15 protein-coding genes are annotated in these 16,193 nt (G+C 50.2%); 1 reads left to right on the top strand and 14 read right to left on the bottom strand.

Annotated features, from left to right (window positions below; translation table 11 throughout):
- Positions 1-16: 16 nt before the first annotated feature.
- Genes Q5911_RS04290 through treP form a run of 3 tightly spaced genes read right to left on the bottom strand, consistent with a single transcriptional unit; the run spans position 17 to position 3,935 of the window.
- Positions 17-274, bottom strand: a complete 258-nt coding sequence (locus Q5911_RS04290; RefSeq protein WP_303181258.1) for an HPr family phosphocarrier protein — start codon at positions 272-274, stop codon at positions 17-19.
- A gap of 16 nt (positions 275-290) precedes the next feature.
- Positions 291-1,937 (bottom strand): alpha,alpha-phosphotrehalase, encoded by a 1,647-nt coding sequence (treC, locus tag Q5911_RS04295; protein WP_303181261.1) that lies wholly within the window; start codon positions 1,935-1,937, stop codon positions 291-293.
- A gap of 18 nt (positions 1,938-1,955) precedes the next feature.
- A complete protein-coding gene (gene treP, locus Q5911_RS04300) occupies positions 1,956-3,935 on the bottom strand; it encodes a PTS system trehalose-specific EIIBC component (RefSeq protein ID WP_303181263.1) in 1,980 nt (659 codons plus the stop codon).
- Between the two features lie 193 nt (positions 3,936-4,128).
- On the opposite strand from treP, the gene treR reads away from it, so the two are divergent.
- On the top strand, positions 4,129-4,878 hold the full coding sequence (gene treR / locus Q5911_RS04305; RefSeq protein ID WP_303181266.1) for a trehalose operon repressor: 750 nt from the start codon (positions 4,129-4,131) through the stop codon (positions 4,876-4,878).
- 41 nt (positions 4,879-4,919) lie between these two features.
- On the opposite strand, the gene Q5911_RS04310 is transcribed toward treR, so the two are convergent.
- The 11 genes from Q5911_RS04310 to Q5911_RS04360 all read right to left on the bottom strand — a co-directional run bounded on the left by Q5911_RS04310 (position 4,920) and on the right by Q5911_RS04360 (position 16,173).
- A complete protein-coding gene (locus Q5911_RS04310; RefSeq protein ID WP_226395046.1) occupies positions 4,920-5,462 on the bottom strand; it encodes a methylated-DNA--[protein]-cysteine S-methyltransferase in 543 nt (180 codons plus the stop codon).
- Between the two features lie 2 nt (positions 5,463-5,464).
- Positions 5,465-6,742, bottom strand: a complete 1,278-nt coding sequence (locus Q5911_RS04315; RefSeq protein ID WP_303181269.1) for a hypothetical protein — start codon at positions 6,740-6,742, stop codon at positions 5,465-5,467.
- Between the two features lie 113 nt (positions 6,743-6,855).
- Positions 6,856-8,136 (bottom strand): amidohydrolase family protein, encoded by a 1,281-nt coding sequence (locus Q5911_RS04320; RefSeq protein ID WP_087174715.1) that lies wholly within the window; start codon positions 8,134-8,136, stop codon positions 6,856-6,858.
- Between the two features lie 2 nt (positions 8,137-8,138).
- Entirely contained in the window at positions 8,139-8,816 is a 678-nt protein-coding gene (locus tag Q5911_RS04325) for a hypothetical protein (protein ID WP_087174714.1), read from the bottom strand.
- A 12-nt stretch (positions 8,817-8,828) separates the two neighbouring features.
- Positions 8,829-9,533 (bottom strand): DUF5058 family protein, encoded by a 705-nt coding sequence (locus Q5911_RS04330; protein ID WP_087174713.1) that lies wholly within the window; start codon positions 9,531-9,533, stop codon positions 8,829-8,831.
- A 232-nt stretch (positions 9,534-9,765) separates the two neighbouring features.
- Positions 9,766-10,353, bottom strand: coding sequence for a TetR/AcrR family transcriptional regulator (locus tag Q5911_RS04335; RefSeq protein WP_303181274.1), 588 nt, complete (start codon positions 10,351-10,353; stop codon positions 9,766-9,768).
- 131 nt (positions 10,354-10,484) lie between these two features.
- Entirely contained in the window at positions 10,485-11,072 is a 588-nt protein-coding gene (locus Q5911_RS04340) for a 50S ribosomal protein L25 (RefSeq protein ID WP_303181276.1), read from the bottom strand.
- A gap of 133 nt (positions 11,073-11,205) precedes the next feature.
- Entirely contained in the window at positions 11,206-12,129 is a 924-nt protein-coding gene (locus Q5911_RS04345) for a DNA/RNA non-specific endonuclease (RefSeq protein ID WP_076780949.1), read from the bottom strand.
- 34 nt (positions 12,130-12,163) lie between these two features.
- Positions 12,164-12,955, bottom strand: coding sequence for a zinc dependent phospholipase C family protein (locus tag Q5911_RS04350; RefSeq protein ID WP_303181280.1), 792 nt, complete (start codon positions 12,953-12,955; stop codon positions 12,164-12,166).
- Positions 12,956-13,159: 204 nt separating this feature from the next.
- The gene (xylB, locus tag Q5911_RS04355) at positions 13,160-14,617 is read right to left on the bottom strand and encodes a xylulokinase (protein ID WP_303181282.1); all 1,458 of its coding nucleotides are present in this window, start codon (positions 14,615-14,617) and stop codon (positions 13,160-13,162) included.
- 71 nt (positions 14,618-14,688) lie between these two features.
- Positions 14,689-16,173 (bottom strand): L-fucose/L-arabinose isomerase family protein, encoded by a 1,485-nt coding sequence (locus Q5911_RS04360; protein ID WP_303181284.1) that lies wholly within the window; start codon positions 16,171-16,173, stop codon positions 14,689-14,691.
- Between the last annotated feature and the right edge of the window lie 20 nt (positions 16,174-16,193).

The raw sequence follows: 16,193 nt of genomic DNA on the forward strand, positions 1-16,193 counted from the left end.
TGCTCTGGCTCTGGATTTATAAATTACTCTCCAGGAATGCCTGCATAGCCGCGATAGCTGCATCCTCGTCCGGTCCCTCAGCGGTCACCGTAAGTTCTGCGCCCTGCTTTAATCCCATTCCCATAATAGCAAGAAGCTTTCCTGCATCGGCAGACTTGCCGTTTCCTTCCAGAGTGATCTTAGACTCAAATTTCTTCGCCTCTTTCACAAGAAGTCCCGCCGGTCTTGCGTGGATACCAAGTTCATCTTTGATGGTGTAGTTGAATGTTTTCATTTTTCTTTCTCCTCTCTTACTTATACAAAATCATTGTTTCGTATGGTTTTAAAACCACTTCTGTTCCGCATGTATCCTGCTGATCATAATTGCCAAGCAAACATTCGTAAGCTGTAAGATCCTCGCCTGCATCCCAACGTGTCTGTATGCCGTAGAAATTATTGATGACCAGAAGTTCCTTGCCTTTATAATATCGCTTGTAGGCAAAAATAGAAAGATTTTTTTCGGCTTTCGGCTCAAACGTCCCGTACGCAATGATGTCATAATCTTTCCTTAACTGCACCAGCTTTTTATAAAAAGCAAACACGGAAGTGTCATCTGCGAGCTCTGCCCGGGCATTGATCGTGCTGCAGTTTTTATTCACCTCAATCCAGGGTTTCCCTTCTGTGAAACCGCCGTTTTCCCCGGCTGTCCACTGCATGGGCGTGCGACTGTTGTCCCGGGAGTGGATCTGCAGGATCTGATAGGCGTTCTCCTGGCTTAAGCCCTTCTCCTGAAGGATCCGGAAATGGTTCAGACTCTCCACATCTTTGTACTGGGAAATGTCCGTAAATCCGGCGTTAGTCATGCCCAGCTCCTCGCCCTGATAAATGTAGGGCGTTCCCCGCAGGCAGTGGATGGATGCCGCCAGCATCTTAGCTGACTCTTTCCAGTATTTCTTTTCGTTCCCGAATCGTGACACCACTCTTGGCTGGTCATGGTTGCACCAGAACACCGCGTTCCAGGCATGATGTTCTGCCATGTGGGTCTGCCAGTCAAAAAGAATATTTTTCAGTTTCAGAAAATCAAAGGGAACAATGACCCACTTTTCATTTCCCATAAAATCCACCTTCAGATGATGGAAACTGAACACCATGGACAGCTCTTTCCCGTCCTCATTTGCATATTGATAGCAGTTCTCCATAGTGGTGCTGGACATCTCTCCCACGGTGATGATCTCCGCGTCCGTACCGAAGGTGGCCTCATTGAGCTCCTGGAGGTACCTGTGGATATTTGGCCCATCGGTGTAGAAGCGGCGGCCGTCTCCTTCATAGTCATCCTCAAATTTGTCCTTACTGATCAGATTGATGACATCAAACCGGAACCCTTTGACGCCCTTGGCCATCCAGAACTTCACCACTTTCTGGATCTCGCATCTTACCTCTTCATTGTCCCAGTTCAGATCCGGCTGTGACACGTCGAAAAGGTGCAGGTAATACTCGTCAAACTTCTCCACATACTCCCAGGCGTTTCCGCCAAACTTGCTTTCCCAGTTTGTGGGAGGCCCGCCATTTTCTTTTCCTTTTTTAAAAATGTAGTAATTCTTGTATTTCGGATCCCCTTCCAAAGCCTTACGAAACCACTCATGGCGGCTGGACGTGTGGTTGAACACCATGTCCAGCATAAGCCGGATGCCTCTTTTGTCCGCTTCTCTGGACAGTTTCTCAAAGTCCTCCATAGTGCCGTACCTGGGGTCAATATTGTAGTAATCCTCCACATCGTAGCCGTTATCGTTCTGGGGAGACACAAAGAAAGGAGTCATCCAGATATAATCCACGCCCAGTTCTTTTATATAATCCAGTTTTTCTGTCACGCCTCTCAGATCTCCGAGTCCGTCACCGTTTGTGTCGTAAAAAGACTTTGGATAGATCTGATACACAACACTTTTTCTGAAATCTGCCATGTTATTCATCCTCCTCATCTACTGAAAACGGATCACAGTCGTCTGCCCTGCCTCTGCGTCCATACCAGACAGATACTGGATCTCCTTTGCATCCCCTTCATCTGTAACAATAAATACTGTCACGGAAGGATGTCCCGCCTCATGGATTTTCTCCCTGTCAAACCGGATCAGAGGCGTACCTGCTTTTACTTTCTGCCCTTCTTCTATGAGTACAGTAAAGCCGTCTCCGTTCATATCCACTGTATCTATGCCGATATGAATGAGCAGTTCCATACCGTTGGCAAATGTCAGCCCGCAGGCGTGGCCAGTGTCTGCCATGACTGCGCTTACTGTTGCATCAGCAGGAGCCACCACTGTGTCCCCCGCAGGCTCAATGGCAATGCCATCTCCCATAACATGCTGGGAAAACACATTGTCCGGTACTTCATCGAGAGGAACAACCCTTCCTGTAAGTCCAGCCTTCAGCTCTGTGAGGACTGCTGTCTCATCTGTCGTCTCATCTGCACACTCCTCCTGGATCTGCACAGACTCTGTCACTGATGCGGCTGTCAGTTCTACTGTAACATTCTCACCATAAAGGGCTTCTTTTGAAAGCTTCCTGCTTCCCACGATCATGGTCAGGATGAAGGGGACCGCAATAGCCACTGCCATGGCAAGCAGGAAGTACAGATAGAACTCTGGCTTGATGGACAGGATGCCCGGAAGGCCGCCTACGCCAATGCTGAAAGCCTGCACGCCGCTTCCCACGGAGATCATGGCCGCGATGGCGGAGCCGATCATGCCGCACACCAGGGGAAAGCCGTATTTCAGGTTGACACCGAAGAGGGCAGGCTCTGTAACGCCCAGGTAGCAGGAGATGCACGCCGGGATGTTGACCTGCTGCGCTCTCTCATTTTTCTTCTGGAGAACAGACATGGCAAGCACCGCGGATCCCTGGGCGATGTTGGACAGGGCGATCATGGGCCACAGGATGGTTCCGTCATAGAGGCTTGTAAGCTGGGAGTCGATCGCATTTGTCATATGGTGAAGACCTGTCATTACGACAGGGGCGTACAGAAGACCGAAAAGGCCTGCAAAAGCCACACCGAAAGGCGACATCAGACCGTTGTATACCACGTTTGCGATGGTATCGCCGATCTTCCAGCCGATGGGACCTACAACCGTGTGGGCAATAATGACTGCCGGAACAAGGGAGCAGAAGGGAACTACGATCATGCTGATCACTTCCGGGCAGTGCTTTTTAAAGAATTTCTCCAGATACACAAGGACAAAGCCCGCCATCATGGCCGCAATAACCTGTCCCTGGTAGCCGATCATCTCCACTCTTGCAAAGCCGAAATCCCACACCGGGATGTCTGCCGTCGCTGTGTCCGCCACGCTGAAACCGTTAAGAAGCTGGGAGGACACCAGCGTCAGTCCAAGGACGATACCAAGGATCTGGGTTGTTCCCATCTTCTTTGTAATGGACCACACAATTCCTACCGGCAGAAGATGAAAGACCGCCTCTCCAATGAGCCACAGGAAATTGTATGTACCTGCCCAGAACTGGGAGATATCCGCCAGGCTCTGCGTACCATTATTAAAGAAGTTAATCTCGCCGATCACATTTCTGAATCCCAGCACAAGACCGCCGCATATCAGCGCCGGAATCAGAGGAGCAAAGATCTCGCCCAGAGCGCTCATGATCTTCTGAACCGGGTTCTGGTTAGTCTTAGCCGCCGCCTTCACCGCATCTTTGCTGACCCCCTCAATTCCTGCATATGCGGTAAATTCATTGTAAAATACGGATACATCATTTCCGATGATGACCTGGTACTGTCCTGCCTGCGTGAATGTTCCCTTCACACTGGGAATTTTCTCGATGGCCTTCTCGTCTGCTTTCTTCGGATCCACCAGAACAAAACGCATCCTTGTCATGCAGTGGGAGACAGCCTGGATGTTTTCTTTCCCTCCTATGAGAGTCAAAAGTTCTCTGACATCATTTTCATACTTTGCCATTGTTTCCTCTCCTTTTTCCAAGATAATCCGTTCCAACTTGTCTGAACAAGTTTAAAATATCACACTTGTTTAAACATGTCAAGTAAAACTTGTTTAAACATGTGGGCAAATATCCTTGACTTCCTTCTTTTTTCTATCATATAATAATATTAAGTTGTTTAAACAGGATCATACATGACAGGATGTGAAAAAAATGCCAAAAAGTAAATATGAAGCTATTTACAGAGATTTGAAAGAAAAAATAGAAAATAACGAGTTTGCCTGCCAGTCCCTGCTCCCTTCTGAGCACGTTCTTGTACAGGAATACAACTGTTCCAGAAACACTGTGCGCCGGGCCATTGCCCAGCTGGCATCAGACGGATATGTACAGACACTACAGGGGAAAGGCGTGCGGAACATCTACCGTCCCGTGGAACAGACGGCCTTTACCATCGGCGGCATCGAATCCTTTAAAGAGTCATCTGCCAGGAACCACAAATGGGGCGTTACGAAAGTTCTCCAGTTCATGGAACTGACTGCTGACGAGAAGATCTCAGAGCGCACGGGGTTCCCTGCCGGAACGGAACTATATTACATACAGCGCCTCCACTATCTGGACGGCAGGCCCCTCATCATAAATCACAACTACTTTCTGGAAAGCGCTGTCCCCGGACTGACCCCCGAGATCGCCTCCGACTCCATCTACGAATATCTGGAGAACCATCTCCACATGACCATTGTCAACAGCCAGCGTATCATGACCGTAGAAAAGATCACTCAGATTGACGAAAAATATCTGGAAATGAATGTCAATGATTACAACTGCGTGGCTGTTGTCAGCAGCCACACCTATAACAGCGACGGCGTCATGTTTGAATTCACTCAGTCTCGCCATCGGCCGGATTATTTCCGATTCCAGGACAACGCGGTGCGAAAGGCCACACAGAAAGCAGGAATCTTATAAAGAATACATCCGGGCTTGATGGCTGGCATTCGCTGGCTCCATCATTTTTCTGATCTGCTCTTTCTTTCCAGTGTAAGCAGATACTCTTTCTTATCCAGCCCGCCAGCATATCCTGTCAGCTGGCCGCTGCTTCCAAGAACCCGATGACAGGGAATGAGGATTGAAATGGGATTGTGTCCCACTGCGCCTCCCACAGCCTGTGCAGACATTCCCCGTTTCTTTTCTGCCTCGCCATCCTCTCTCCCGCCGCCAAATACTTTCCTGGCTATTTCTCCGTAAGTTACAGTTTCACCGTATGGGATCTCCAGCAGAATCTCCCACACCTGCCGGCGAAAAGCAGAGCCCTTCGGTGCGAGGGGCGGAAGGGAAGCAGGCTGTTCTCCTGCGAAATAGACATCCAGCCACTTTTTTGTCTGAGCGAACACGGGCAGATGGCTGCCGTCTCCCTGCAGATCCGTATATTTCTCCCCCAGGGTGCTTGCGAAGTATTTCTGTCCCTGAAACCAGAGCCCTGTCAGATGTTCCCCGTCTGAAGCCATGATCATTTCTCCGATAGGTGATCTGTAACTGCAAATGTATTCCATCCTCATTCCTCTCCTTTCCCGTAATGTCCAGGTGCCAGCTTTCCCTGCCTGTCGAATGCCATGGGAGCCGATCCTTCCATAACCTGAATCTTCGGGTTCTCACGCAGTTCCTCATACAGCGCCTCAGATACATAGAGCCGGGCAATCTGATTGGTGTTCTGTATGCGGACCACCCTGGCCTTTTCCATATCCTCAATGGCAGCTGTATCCAGTGCAGCCCGGATGGCTTCCCTGTCATTTTCCAGGATACAGGGAATCTTGCCCTGGGCCGGAGCCATGGAGGCCACTGCATTCTTTGCCGTAGCCGCAAAATCAATTTTGTCCAGCACTTCTCTTGTGGAAAAATCTGCCAGGCCAATCCCGATGGCATTTCCATGGGACTCCTCTGTCAGCCCCAGGACTACCACCCTGGATGCCCTGGGATTCTTTGGTTCTGCCTGCCCGGTCACATACACCCGACCGATGACCTTTGTGTCCATGCCGGAGCCGGAGATATTTTTCCCCATCTCATCCACGATCAGCACGTCAATGCTGTCAGAGGGCAGCTTCATGCGGCCCCTCTTCACCTTTTCCAGCAGCCGCTTCTCTGTCTCCAGAAACTTCTCCGGCCTTTCCATGTAAATGCCGTCCAGCTCATGGACTGCGTTTTCTGTCAGGAGAACTCCAAAGAGCACCGGCAGCTTCTCCATCATAAAGGCCGCTGTCTCCCGGATGACGGTCCCGTAGCCGTCCTTCAGGGCCAGGGTGTGTACATTCTGGCATCCCGCCGGGCCGCCGATGCCGATGGCCATCAGCTTGAGAACGCCGCTCTCAGTCACATCCTCAAAATCCGTGTGCATCTTCACCCGGTTGACAAGGATAATGGCGTCAAACCGGTCACAAAGCTCATTGCCGTACACCTTATACCCGTGCTGTCCGGTCGCACCCCACAGAGCTGTCTGGGCGCTGCAGAGCACCGGAGCGCCCGTCTCCTCCTCCGTCACTCCCAGGGAGGCCAGGATCTCCCTCTGTCCCTGGGCCGTTCCATTTCCGTGGGAGCCCATGGCTCCGAAGATAAAGGGCTCCCCTCCCGCAGCCTTCACTGCCTCCACAGTCATGCGGACGATCTGCTGTATCCTGTCAATGCCCCGGCTCCCCACGGCAATGCCTATTTTCTTTCCTCTGATCTCTTCCGCAGAAAGCCTAAGGCTTTCAAAACCTTTTTCAAATTCTTTCTCCACATCTTCAAGTCTCTGGCTGTTGTACTCCTGATTGTGAATGAGCACCATATGCGGGAACATACTGACACCTCCTGATTTCTCTCATCTGCATTATAGCCTTTTTCTCCCTGCCACACAAGAAGAAAGGGTGTGCAGAGGTATTTCCGCACACCCTTTCTCCTCTCACATAATGCTTATGACTCCTCGTCCATATCCTCGCATTTCTCTGTAGGATATACGACTCCCTCCTTCATGACAAAGGCGCAGTCGAGGAGAGCTTTCGGATCTGTCATAAGATCCCGTTTCCAGGCAGAGATATCTGCCAGCTTTCCCTTTTCAATGGTTCCGATCTTGTCGTCCAGCATCAGGATCTCCGCATTGATCCTGGTAGCCGCCTCCAGAGCCCTGAAGGGATCCATACCGCTCTCCAGCCAGGCCTTGTACTCGTAGCCACTCTCATAGTTCTGGTGGGTAGCCACCTGGTCTGTGCCGTAGCCCAGCTTGCACTTGCAGTTCTTGATGACCTCACGCCCCGCCTGGAGCGCGTCTTTGTAGTACTCCAGCTTGGCCCGGAACTCCGGCTGCTTGGTCTGGATCTTCACCGGGTCATAGTGGACTGCCTCCTCGTAAGGACAGAAGGTGGGAACAATGTAGGCTCCTGCCTCCTCCACGATCTGGGCCGTCTCCTCGTCCAGGAGAGAGCAGTGCTCCAGTCCGTCGATGCCAAAGCCCACCAGCTTGCGGATATGATCCGGGCTGTACACGTGGGCGGTGACTGTCTTGCCCCACTCGTGGGCGGTGCGGATGACCGCCTCCATCTCCTCGTCATTCATCTGCTGCTGCCGTGGATTGTCATAGGGAGTAAAAAAGCCTCCTGTGGCCATGATCTTGATAAAGTCCGATCCAGCCTTTATCTCCTCCCGGACCGCATTTGCAAAGAAATCCTTTCCCGACCCAAGAGAGCTGATCATATTCTGTACCGCGAAGGAAAACTCCGGCCTCCTGGCAAAGGTCTGGGAGAGATCCCCATGGCTTCCCGCCGTGCAGATGAGCCTTGCAGCCGCCACGATCCTGGAGCCGGAGAAATATCCCTGGTTGATCATATCTCTCACGTCCAGCACACCGAACCCGTTGGAGGTGATCCCGCCGGGATGGCGAACCGTCGTAAATCCGCGGGAGAGGGCCTTCTGCGCCGTCCGAAGAACGCCCAGCGCCTTGTGCTCCTCGGAGGTGTAGTACACCTCCTGGCGGATCGTATGCCAGTCAATATTGTCCATGTGCATGTGGGCATCGATCATACCCGGTGTGACTGTGGCGTCTGACAGGTCGATGACCTGGGCCGACTCAGGCTGCTCTACCTCCGGTCCCACATCCACGATCCTGTCGTCTTCGATCAGGATCTTCTGATCTTCCTTCAGTTCCCGGTCTAAGCCGTCATAGAGCTTTCCGCAGATGATATACGTCAGTTTTCCCATAGTTACTCCTCCTTTGCTTTTCCTTTTTTATAATCCACAATATAAATTGCCGCAGAGACAGCAATGGCGATCAGCATATAATACGCCCCGCTTATGGGTGTGAAATAGCAGCATACAAGGCAGACCGCCAGGGGAACGAGATAAAACCCGAACTGCTTCTTACCCTTCAGTATGGTCTGGGCCACCAGTCCTCCAAAGAGGGCGGGCACTACATAGTCAAAGGCAGGCTGCAGGGTTGGCGAGTTGAGCACCGGTGAGAGAGGCGCCGCGACTACAACGCCGATCGCCACGATGGCCACTGTGGTGATGACCGACGCACCACAGGCGATAATGGCCATGGTGTGACAGGCATCTGTGTTAGGCTTGATACCCAGGGAATTGATGGTGCCCACCGTGGCAGGCATCCGCAGGTTTGTAACATTTCCCGTGATGTAGGACATATACAGCGCCCCTGGTCCCATGACGGGCATGTACCCGATGGTCTCGGCCGGCCAGTAGGGAGCCATGAACAGGATCACAGCGATAAAGCCGGGCCACAGCGCTCTGAAGTCCGGCCACAGGCCGTACACCGCGCTTGCCACCACCGGAAATGCGGTCATTCCCACAAAAAGTACAAGGCTGGACAGTATGCCAAATCTGTGTGTCCATTTGTTGAAATCTTCTCTAGACTGTAGCTTCATACCGTTCCCTCCTTAAAAAATGATACACGCTGCCGCCATCCCGACCAGCATGCTGATAGCCATGATATAATCAGAGATCCACTTCAGCTTTGGAAATTTCTTATGCAGGATCACAAGGACCGCACCTGCGGCAAAGCTGATCAGGAAGACCACGCCCTGAGTGGACATTTGGCCGAAGCCATAAGCAACAGAGACATATGCCATTACACCGGCCAGACAGCCGCTTCCAATGGCGAGCACAAGACCCATATCAATCTTCTCCGCTTTATTGTATAGGGAGGAGATAGGCTTGATCATGATGGTGGACCAGAGGATGCAGGCGCTTCCCCCTACAGTCATGACCCAGGCCGCCGCAATCCATCCCACAGCCGAGTACCCGTTTACTGTGAGAGACTCGCCCACACACTCCAGCGCGGTGGTGGCCGCATACGTCTCGTAGTAGGCTGAGCCGATCACCGAGAGCCGGAGCCAGGGAAGCGGAGCCCCCAGAAGAGGCATGAGGGACAGGAAAACAACCAGGACTGGCAGGGTAGGCACGATGCTGATAGTCACTCCCGTAGTCAGGCCTTTTCTTATCTGCTGATTGGAAAGCCCCAGCCCTCTCGCCCTTGTCCACGCCTTTTTCATGAAGATCAGACACTGGACGATCACTGCGATCAATAAAACTCCTACCCAGATGTACATCCACGGTGCATTACATATATCACTATAACTCATAGTATCACTCCTTCCTCTAGAAACCGTGGTCTGTTATTTTTTGTTAATTGTATCACAACCGCGCAATTTAGGCAAGATATTGTTCTTGTAATATATATTTTTTGTGAAATATTTTCTATTTTAATTTTGAATTTTAGATATTTTTTCAGATAATATTTTGTACATATTTCTACTCAAAAAGAAGACTGCGGTTTGCTATCAGACAAAAAGATAGCAGAAGAGAAGATTTCCTCTACTCTTCCGCCGCCTTTTCAGATGGTTCCAGGAACTCCATATAAAGATTAAAGCTATGAGCCCCAAAATAGCCCAGGGAGTATCCTCCATTCTCCACGCACCAATCCATGATGATCCCGCGCTCTACCAGCAGGATATGCTTCACCAGCTCATCCACGGTCAGATCTGTACGTATCTCACCTTTTTTCTGTCCATCCGAAATCAGCTTTTTGATCAGCTTGAGATAATACCTTTCCGGATCAAGAAAGTTGGTCTGCTTTTTTTCAGTGAGCTGGGATCTGTACAGAGACGCCAGGAGATCCACCTTCACGTTTCCCTCCATAAAATAGAATACATACTGATTCAGGAGCTTGATCTGCATGATATGATTCAGCGACTTGTCCATACTTTTATAGTATTTTTTATATTCCCGGTCAAAAAAATGGTACAGCGAGTTCAGAAGCTCGTCTTTGGCATGAAAATAATAATAAAATCCGCCCTTGGATGTCTCTGCCTTCTCAATGATCTCATTGACCGTGGTCGCCGTGTACCCCTTCTCCTGGAACAGCTCCCAGGCCGCCTCCATGATCTTTCTTTTCAGATCCATCTTCCTTTTCTCCTTTTCTTCTCCGTTCCTCCTTTGATATTATCACAGAAAATGAATTTTGTAACCATAAAAAAGGCCATGCTTTGAAGCACAGCCTCTTTCCCGCGTTTATTTTGTCAGGAGAACGCCTGTCAGACCTCCTCCTCAGCCTCTGTCTCCTCTTCCTCCACAGACTGATTATGGATCTCTGTAACAGCCACAACCGTTGTCTCCGGATTAGTGATCAGATCGATATCTTTATTCTTTGCAATATCCAGATCTTTTACCTGGATAGAATCGCCCAGCTTCATATCTCCCACATCAATCTCAACTTTCTCTACAAGAGCGGCAGGTACAGCCTTGAAAGCGATCTCGTGGAGCGTCTGGTTGACCAGTCCTGTATTAACCTTCTCATGGTTCAGCAGAATAACTTCTGCGACAGAATGTACTTTCTCACCGCTTACCAGTGCCTGAAAATCAATCTCATAGATCTCCGTCTTGAGAGGGCTGAGGTCGATTTCCTTTACAAGGACATCCATGGTCTGCCCATCCACTTCCAGCATAATCTGGCTGCCTTTGCCATGGGTCTTTACAAGACGCTCTGCATCGGCCTTCAAAATCTGGATCGGCATGGACTCTTTCATTTCCCTTCCGAACACATTGCCGGTAACAAATCCTTCTCTTCTTAATTTCTTTGCTTTTGTCTGCATGTTTCTCTTTTCAGCTTTTAAAGTATTCATTTATCTTTTCCTCCAAAATCTGATGATGCTTAGCAGCCTTCGACTTTGCAAAACAAAGAGGTCAGTTAAGTATGTTTTTTGTTACATGTATATTATAACACCTATTATAAATAACACAAGGTTTTTTCATTTTTTATGGATTACATCTGCCGCATGGCTTATACCCGTCATCCAGCAGCTCCTGTCTGTCTCCTCTAAATTCTCCCTTATTTTCTTCTTTGATGTCTTCCACGCTGGAGCAGTCCGGCTTGTGAAATCTGCGGGTATTCTTGTTAAGGATATAGGCATTTTCCTCCCCCGCATCTTCTGGCTGGCTACCTTCGCTGCCGCTCCTCGACTGGCCGCCATCTGCTGCCTCCCAGCTGTCTCCCTGGGCATAGTCGATCTCTATACCGGGCTGCACGTTGTAGACGTATACGTTAAAGGACACCCCCTGTCCATTGTCCTCCACGGACTCAGCCTCCATCCACACGCCGGAAGCCACCAGATTCTCTCCTTCAAACACAGGCGTAACCCGGTACATGACATGGTTGCCGGTCTCCTTCACATAGTCTGCCACTTCATCCTCAAAGGGAAGCATGCCTTCTGTGTTCATGTACCTCGTGCCGGTGATCAGGTTTTTCTCATTGGCATTCTCCGCAGTCAATTGATAGCCGATAAGGTGACAGCGGTTATAGAGATATCCCCCGTCCACCTCCTCATATTCCACGGACTGCCACCCGGTAGGTTTCACCTCGCTGATGCTCTCCCGCTCTCCCTCCGGCATGGTCTCCTTTCCTACGCAGGCCTGTGCTTCCTGACATCTTCCCAGTCCATCCAGCTCACTGTAGGACTCGTAGGGTTCCTCTGTCAGCTCTTCCTCTGTAAAGTCAGGCTCACTGTCTTCCACTTCCACATAAGGGTCTCCGCTGTACTCCGGTATATCGCCAAGGGCCAATTCCTCCTCTGTGACAGAAACCGTGCCGACAGACGGAGCTGTAAGGGACTCTGTTCCCTGACAGGATGAAAGGAGAAGAACCGCCAGTGCAAGAAAAAATGCACCAGCCGTTCTTCTCATACGTTTCCCTGTCAGATTGTCATATCTGTCATTTTTATTCAAATGTTCTGTCAAACCGCTTGTTCAGCTCCTTCCCGGTCTGTATCGTCTCATCCAGACTGTAGATCATATCAACCGCCGTGTGCACGGCACTGTCAAATCGTCTCAGGAGCTCCTGGCTGCTCTTTCTGCAGCGAAGATTGTCCCTGTGCTGGTTCATCAGTCCCTTCATATACGGATACTTGCCTGTCAGTTTCATCACCGTATTGATGGTGTCATGTTTCAGCCGTCCAGGCGCTGTAAAAAGTTTCTTTACCAGACGCATGTCCTTCAGTGACTGAAGAGCTGTCTTCTCTGTGATATCATCGTAAAAGGGGCAGATGGCCTCCGCTGTGGTCTCATCCGCCGGCACCAGATCTGCCAGAGGATAGGCAAACGGATCTTTTCCGTCCATTCTCAGGAGAAGTTTTTCAAACTCCTCCTCAATCTCCAGGTGCTGGACTCCGCTCTTCTTGATATAAGCCTCCACAAAGGGATGACACTCACTGTCCAGGATAAAATGACACACAAATCCCAGAAGATACGCGTATTCTTTACTGTTTCTTCCCTTTTCCCTGACCACGGCTGCTCCGTGTCTGAAGAATGGATAGGCGGATATCTCATGGAGATGGTTCCCATATTTTGAAACTTTGTTGGAATGCCAGGGCCGGTAAAAGAAAAAAAGATCCGGTCCCTGCAGTCCGATGCGAAACTGGCGGCTATGGTTTTTGATCGTCTGTTTTATCTCTCCTTCCAGTCTGGAATAAACCTTTTTCCCAAACCGGTCATGTGCGTAAAATGCAGGCATTGCAGCACCTCCTAATTCTCATGTTCCATTCAAAAGCTGGTCCGGTCTGTATCTTTGCTGTAAACCGTACGGGACTATTATAATCGTTTTTGCCTTCAATAACAAGTCCATGGAAAATGAAAACAGACCCCTGCCCTGGCAAAAAACTCCGGAACCATCTAAAGGTTCCGGAGTCCGGCTTTATCTATATTTCATTGCTTCTTTTTAATACAGACACTTCACTGTGGGGTAGATTTTGCGGAACTTCTGATATTTCTCCTCGTACTTCCGTACAAGCTCTTCCTCCGGCTCCACGGTATCTACAACTTTTACAATCTTTTCCGCGATGGTCTTTACATCCGGGTACTCCCCGCAGCCTACCGCCGCCAGCATGGCGCCGCCAAGAGCCGGGCCTTCCTCGCTCTCAATGACATCCACCTTAAGGTTCATGACATTGGCGATGATCTTCTTCCACAGAGGGCTCTTGGCGCCTCCGCCGCAGATCTTTGTTCTCTCGATCTGAATGCCCAGACTTCTTGCCACTTCCAAAGAGTCACGAAGTCCAAAAGCAACTCCTTCCAGAACAGCCTGGGTCATGTCTTCTCTTCTGGTATCCATGGACATGCCGATGAACATAGCTCTCGCATCCGGATTATTGTGAGGGGAGCGCTCTCCCATCAGATACGGAAGATAGAAAACATTGTTTTCCCCAAGTTTCGTAATGCCTTCCTGCTCTTTTGCAAATTCCTTTGTCTTTAAGATATCTTCCATCCACCACTTGTTGCAGGAAGCAGCGCTAAGCATACATCCCATCAGATGGTAGTTGCCGTCTGCGTGAGCAAAAGAGTGAAGCGCATTGTTCTCGTCCACGCCGAACTTCTCACTGGAGATAAAGATCGTGCCTGATGTGCCAAGGGAAATGTTGCACATGCCATCTCCCACTGTCCCGGTTCCCACAGCGGCAGCGGCGTTGTCGCCAGCTCCTGCGATCACCTTTACATCGGCTGAAAGCCCCAGCGCTCCTGCCACGTCTTCCTTTAATGTGCCGACTACTTCGTAGCTCTCATAAAGCTTTGGAAGCATCTCTTCTGTAATGCCGCATATATCCATCATCTCTTTGGACCAGCAGCGGTTCTTTACATCCATCAGCAGCATACCAGAGGCGTCTGACACATCTGTGCAGAAAGAGCCTGACAGCTTGTATGCCAGATAGTCTTTTGGCAGCATGATCTTTACGATCTTCGCAAAATTCTCCGGCTCATGTTTTTTCATCCACAGGATCTTGGGAGCCGTAAATCCGGCGAAAGCGATGTTTGCCGTGTACTGTGAAAGTTTGTCCTTGCCGATCACATTGTTGAGGTAATCTGTCTCCTCCCCTGTACGCCCGTCGTTCCAGAGAATGGCAGGCCGGATGACCTGATCGTCTTTGTCAAGGGCTACCAGACCGTGCATCTGGCCGCCAAAGCTGATGCCCGCCACCTTTGATCTGTCAAAGCCTTCTGTCAGCTCCTTGATCCCTTCCATGGACTTTTCAAACCAGTCCTCCGGGTTCTGCTCAGACCAGCCCGGATGTGGGAAAAACAAAGGATATTCCTTTGACACAATATTCTTGATATCTCCTGCCTCGTCCATCAGAAGGAGCTTCACCGCTGATGTACCGAGATCCACACCGATATATAACATATGTACCTCCTCAGAAAGAAAGGCGGGGATCCCATCCTGTCTCCCCGCCCTGTTGTTTTACTGCTGTCCGGTTATCTCCAGGGATTTTCTGTCGGATATCTCACGCCTGCCGGCTGGTTGTATCCGATCTCCTCTACCGGAACTCCGATATACTTGAACACTTCAAACAGTGCTTTTCCATAATGTCCGAAAGCAACAGCTCCGTGATGCGGATAGCCTCCCTCGATCAGCACGTGACGGTAGAAGCGTCCCATCTCCGGGATAGCGAACACACCGATCGCTCCGAAGGATCTGGATGCCACCGGAAGCACCTCCCCGTGAGCAATGTAAGCGCGGAGGATGTTGTCTGATGTGCTCTGCAGGCGGAAGAAGGTGATGTCGCCTGGAACGATGTCTCCTTCCAGTGTTCCCTGTGTCACTTCCTCCGGCAGTGTCCTTGCCATGATCTTCTGGTACTTCATCTCGCAGAAGGACAGCTTGGAGGAAGCTGTGTTTCCGCAGTGGAAGCCCATGAAGACATCCTGGAGTGTGTAGTCATATTTACCCTTGATGTCCTCGTTGTACATATCCTTAGGTACACTGTTGTTGATGTCAAGCAGTGTAACTGTATCGTTGCTCACAACAGTTCCGATAAACTCGCTGAGTGCGCCGTAGATATCCACCTCGCAGGATACCGGGATACCCTGAGCTGTCAGACGGCTGTTCACATAGCAGGGAACAAAGCCGAACTGTGTCTGGAATGCAGGCCAGCATTTTCCTGCGATAGCCACATATTTTCTGTATCCTCTGTGCTCCTCTACCCAGTCTTTTAAGGTCAGCTCATACTGTGCCAGCTTGGACAGGATCTCAGGCTTCTTGTTGCCAACTCCCAGCTCCTCTTCCATCTCTTTTACGAGGGCCGGAATCCTCTCATCTCCTGCATGTTTGTTGAATGCCTCAAACAGGTCAAGCTCTGAGTTCTCCTCAATCTCCACACCGATGTTGTAGAGCTGTTTGATCGGTGCATTACATGCAAGGAAATTCAGCGGACGGGGGCCGAAAGAAATGATCTTCAGATTGTTCAGTCCCTCGATAGCCTTTGCGATCGGGATAAACTCGTGGATCATGTCTGCGCAGTCCTCTGCGTCGCCTACCGGATATTCCGGAATATAAGCGTTAATGTTGCGCAGTTTCAAGTTGTAGCTTGCATTGAGCATACCGCAGTATGCGTCTCCTCTTCCGTCCAGAAGGTCATTTCCTGACTCCTCTGCGGCAGCGATGAACATCTTCGGTCCATCAAAATGTTTTGCAAGCAGTGTCTCGGAAATCTCCGGTCCGAAGTTTCCAAGGTAAACGCACAGAGCGTTGCATCCTGCCTTCTTGATATCCTCAAGAGCCTGCACCATATGGATCTCGCTCTCTACGATACAGATAGGACATTCATAGATCCCTTCTGAACCGTATTTCTCTATGTAGGCTTTCATAAGGTTCTGTCTTCTTGTCACGGATAAGCTCTCCGGGAAACAGTCACGGCTTACAGCTACAACTCCGATCTTTACTTCTGGCATGTTGTTCATAGTGTTTCATTCCTCCTTTA

Source organism: Lachnoclostridium phocaeense, assembly GCF_959599685.1.
Taxonomy (GTDB): domain Bacteria; phylum Bacillota; class Clostridia; order Lachnospirales; family Lachnospiraceae; genus Claveliimonas; species Claveliimonas monacensis.

What these genes read in the sequence shown, in the direction of transcription:
- Q5911_RS04290 (WP_303181258.1), bottom strand. Translation starts at nt 274, where the DNA reads ATGAAAACATTCAACTACACCATCAAAGATGAACTTGGTATCCACGCA.
- treC (WP_303181261.1), bottom strand. Translation starts at nt 1,937, where the DNA reads ATGGCAGATTTCAGAAAAAGTGTTGTGTATCAGATCTATCCAAAGTCT.
- treP (WP_303181263.1), bottom strand. Translation starts at nt 3,935, where the DNA reads ATGGCAAAGTATGAAAATGATGTCAGAGAACTTTTGACTCTCATAGGA.
- treR (WP_303181266.1), top strand. Translation starts at nt 4,129, where the DNA reads ATGCCAAAAAGTAAATATGAAGCTATTTACAGAGATTTGAAAGAAAAA.
- Q5911_RS04310 (WP_226395046.1), bottom strand. Translation starts at nt 5,462, where the DNA reads ATGGAATACATTTGCAGTTACAGATCACCTATCGGAGAAATGATCATG.
- Q5911_RS04315 (WP_303181269.1), bottom strand. Translation starts at nt 6,742, where the DNA reads ATGTTCCCGCATATGGTGCTCATTCACAATCAGGAGTACAACAGCCAG.
- Q5911_RS04320 (WP_087174715.1), bottom strand. Translation starts at nt 8,136, where the DNA reads ATGGGAAAACTGACGTATATCATCTGCGGAAAGCTCTATGACGGCTTA.
- Q5911_RS04325 (WP_087174714.1), bottom strand. Translation starts at nt 8,816, where the DNA reads ATGAAGCTACAGTCTAGAGAAGATTTCAACAAATGGACACACAGATTT.
- Q5911_RS04330 (WP_087174713.1), bottom strand. Translation starts at nt 9,533, where the DNA reads ATGAGTTATAGTGATATATGTAATGCACCGTGGATGTACATCTGGGTA.
- Q5911_RS04335 (WP_303181274.1), bottom strand. Translation starts at nt 10,353, where the DNA reads ATGGATCTGAAAAGAAAGATCATGGAGGCGGCCTGGGAGCTGTTCCAG.
- Q5911_RS04340 (WP_303181276.1), bottom strand. Translation starts at nt 11,072, where the DNA reads ATGAATACTTTAAAAGCTGAAAAGAGAAACATGCAGACAAAAGCAAAG.
- Q5911_RS04345 (WP_076780949.1), bottom strand. Translation starts at nt 12,129, where the DNA reads ATGAGAAGAACGGCTGGTGCATTTTTTCTTGCACTGGCGGTTCTTCTC.
- Q5911_RS04350 (WP_303181280.1), bottom strand. Translation starts at nt 12,955, where the DNA reads ATGCCTGCATTTTACGCACATGACCGGTTTGGGAAAAAGGTTTATTCC.
- xylB (WP_303181282.1), bottom strand. Translation starts at nt 14,617, where the DNA reads ATGTTATATATCGGTGTGGATCTCGGTACATCAGCGGTGAAGCTCCTT.
- Q5911_RS04360 (WP_303181284.1), bottom strand. Translation starts at nt 16,173, where the DNA reads ATGAACAACATGCCAGAAGTAAAGATCGGAGTTGTAGCTGTAAGCCGT.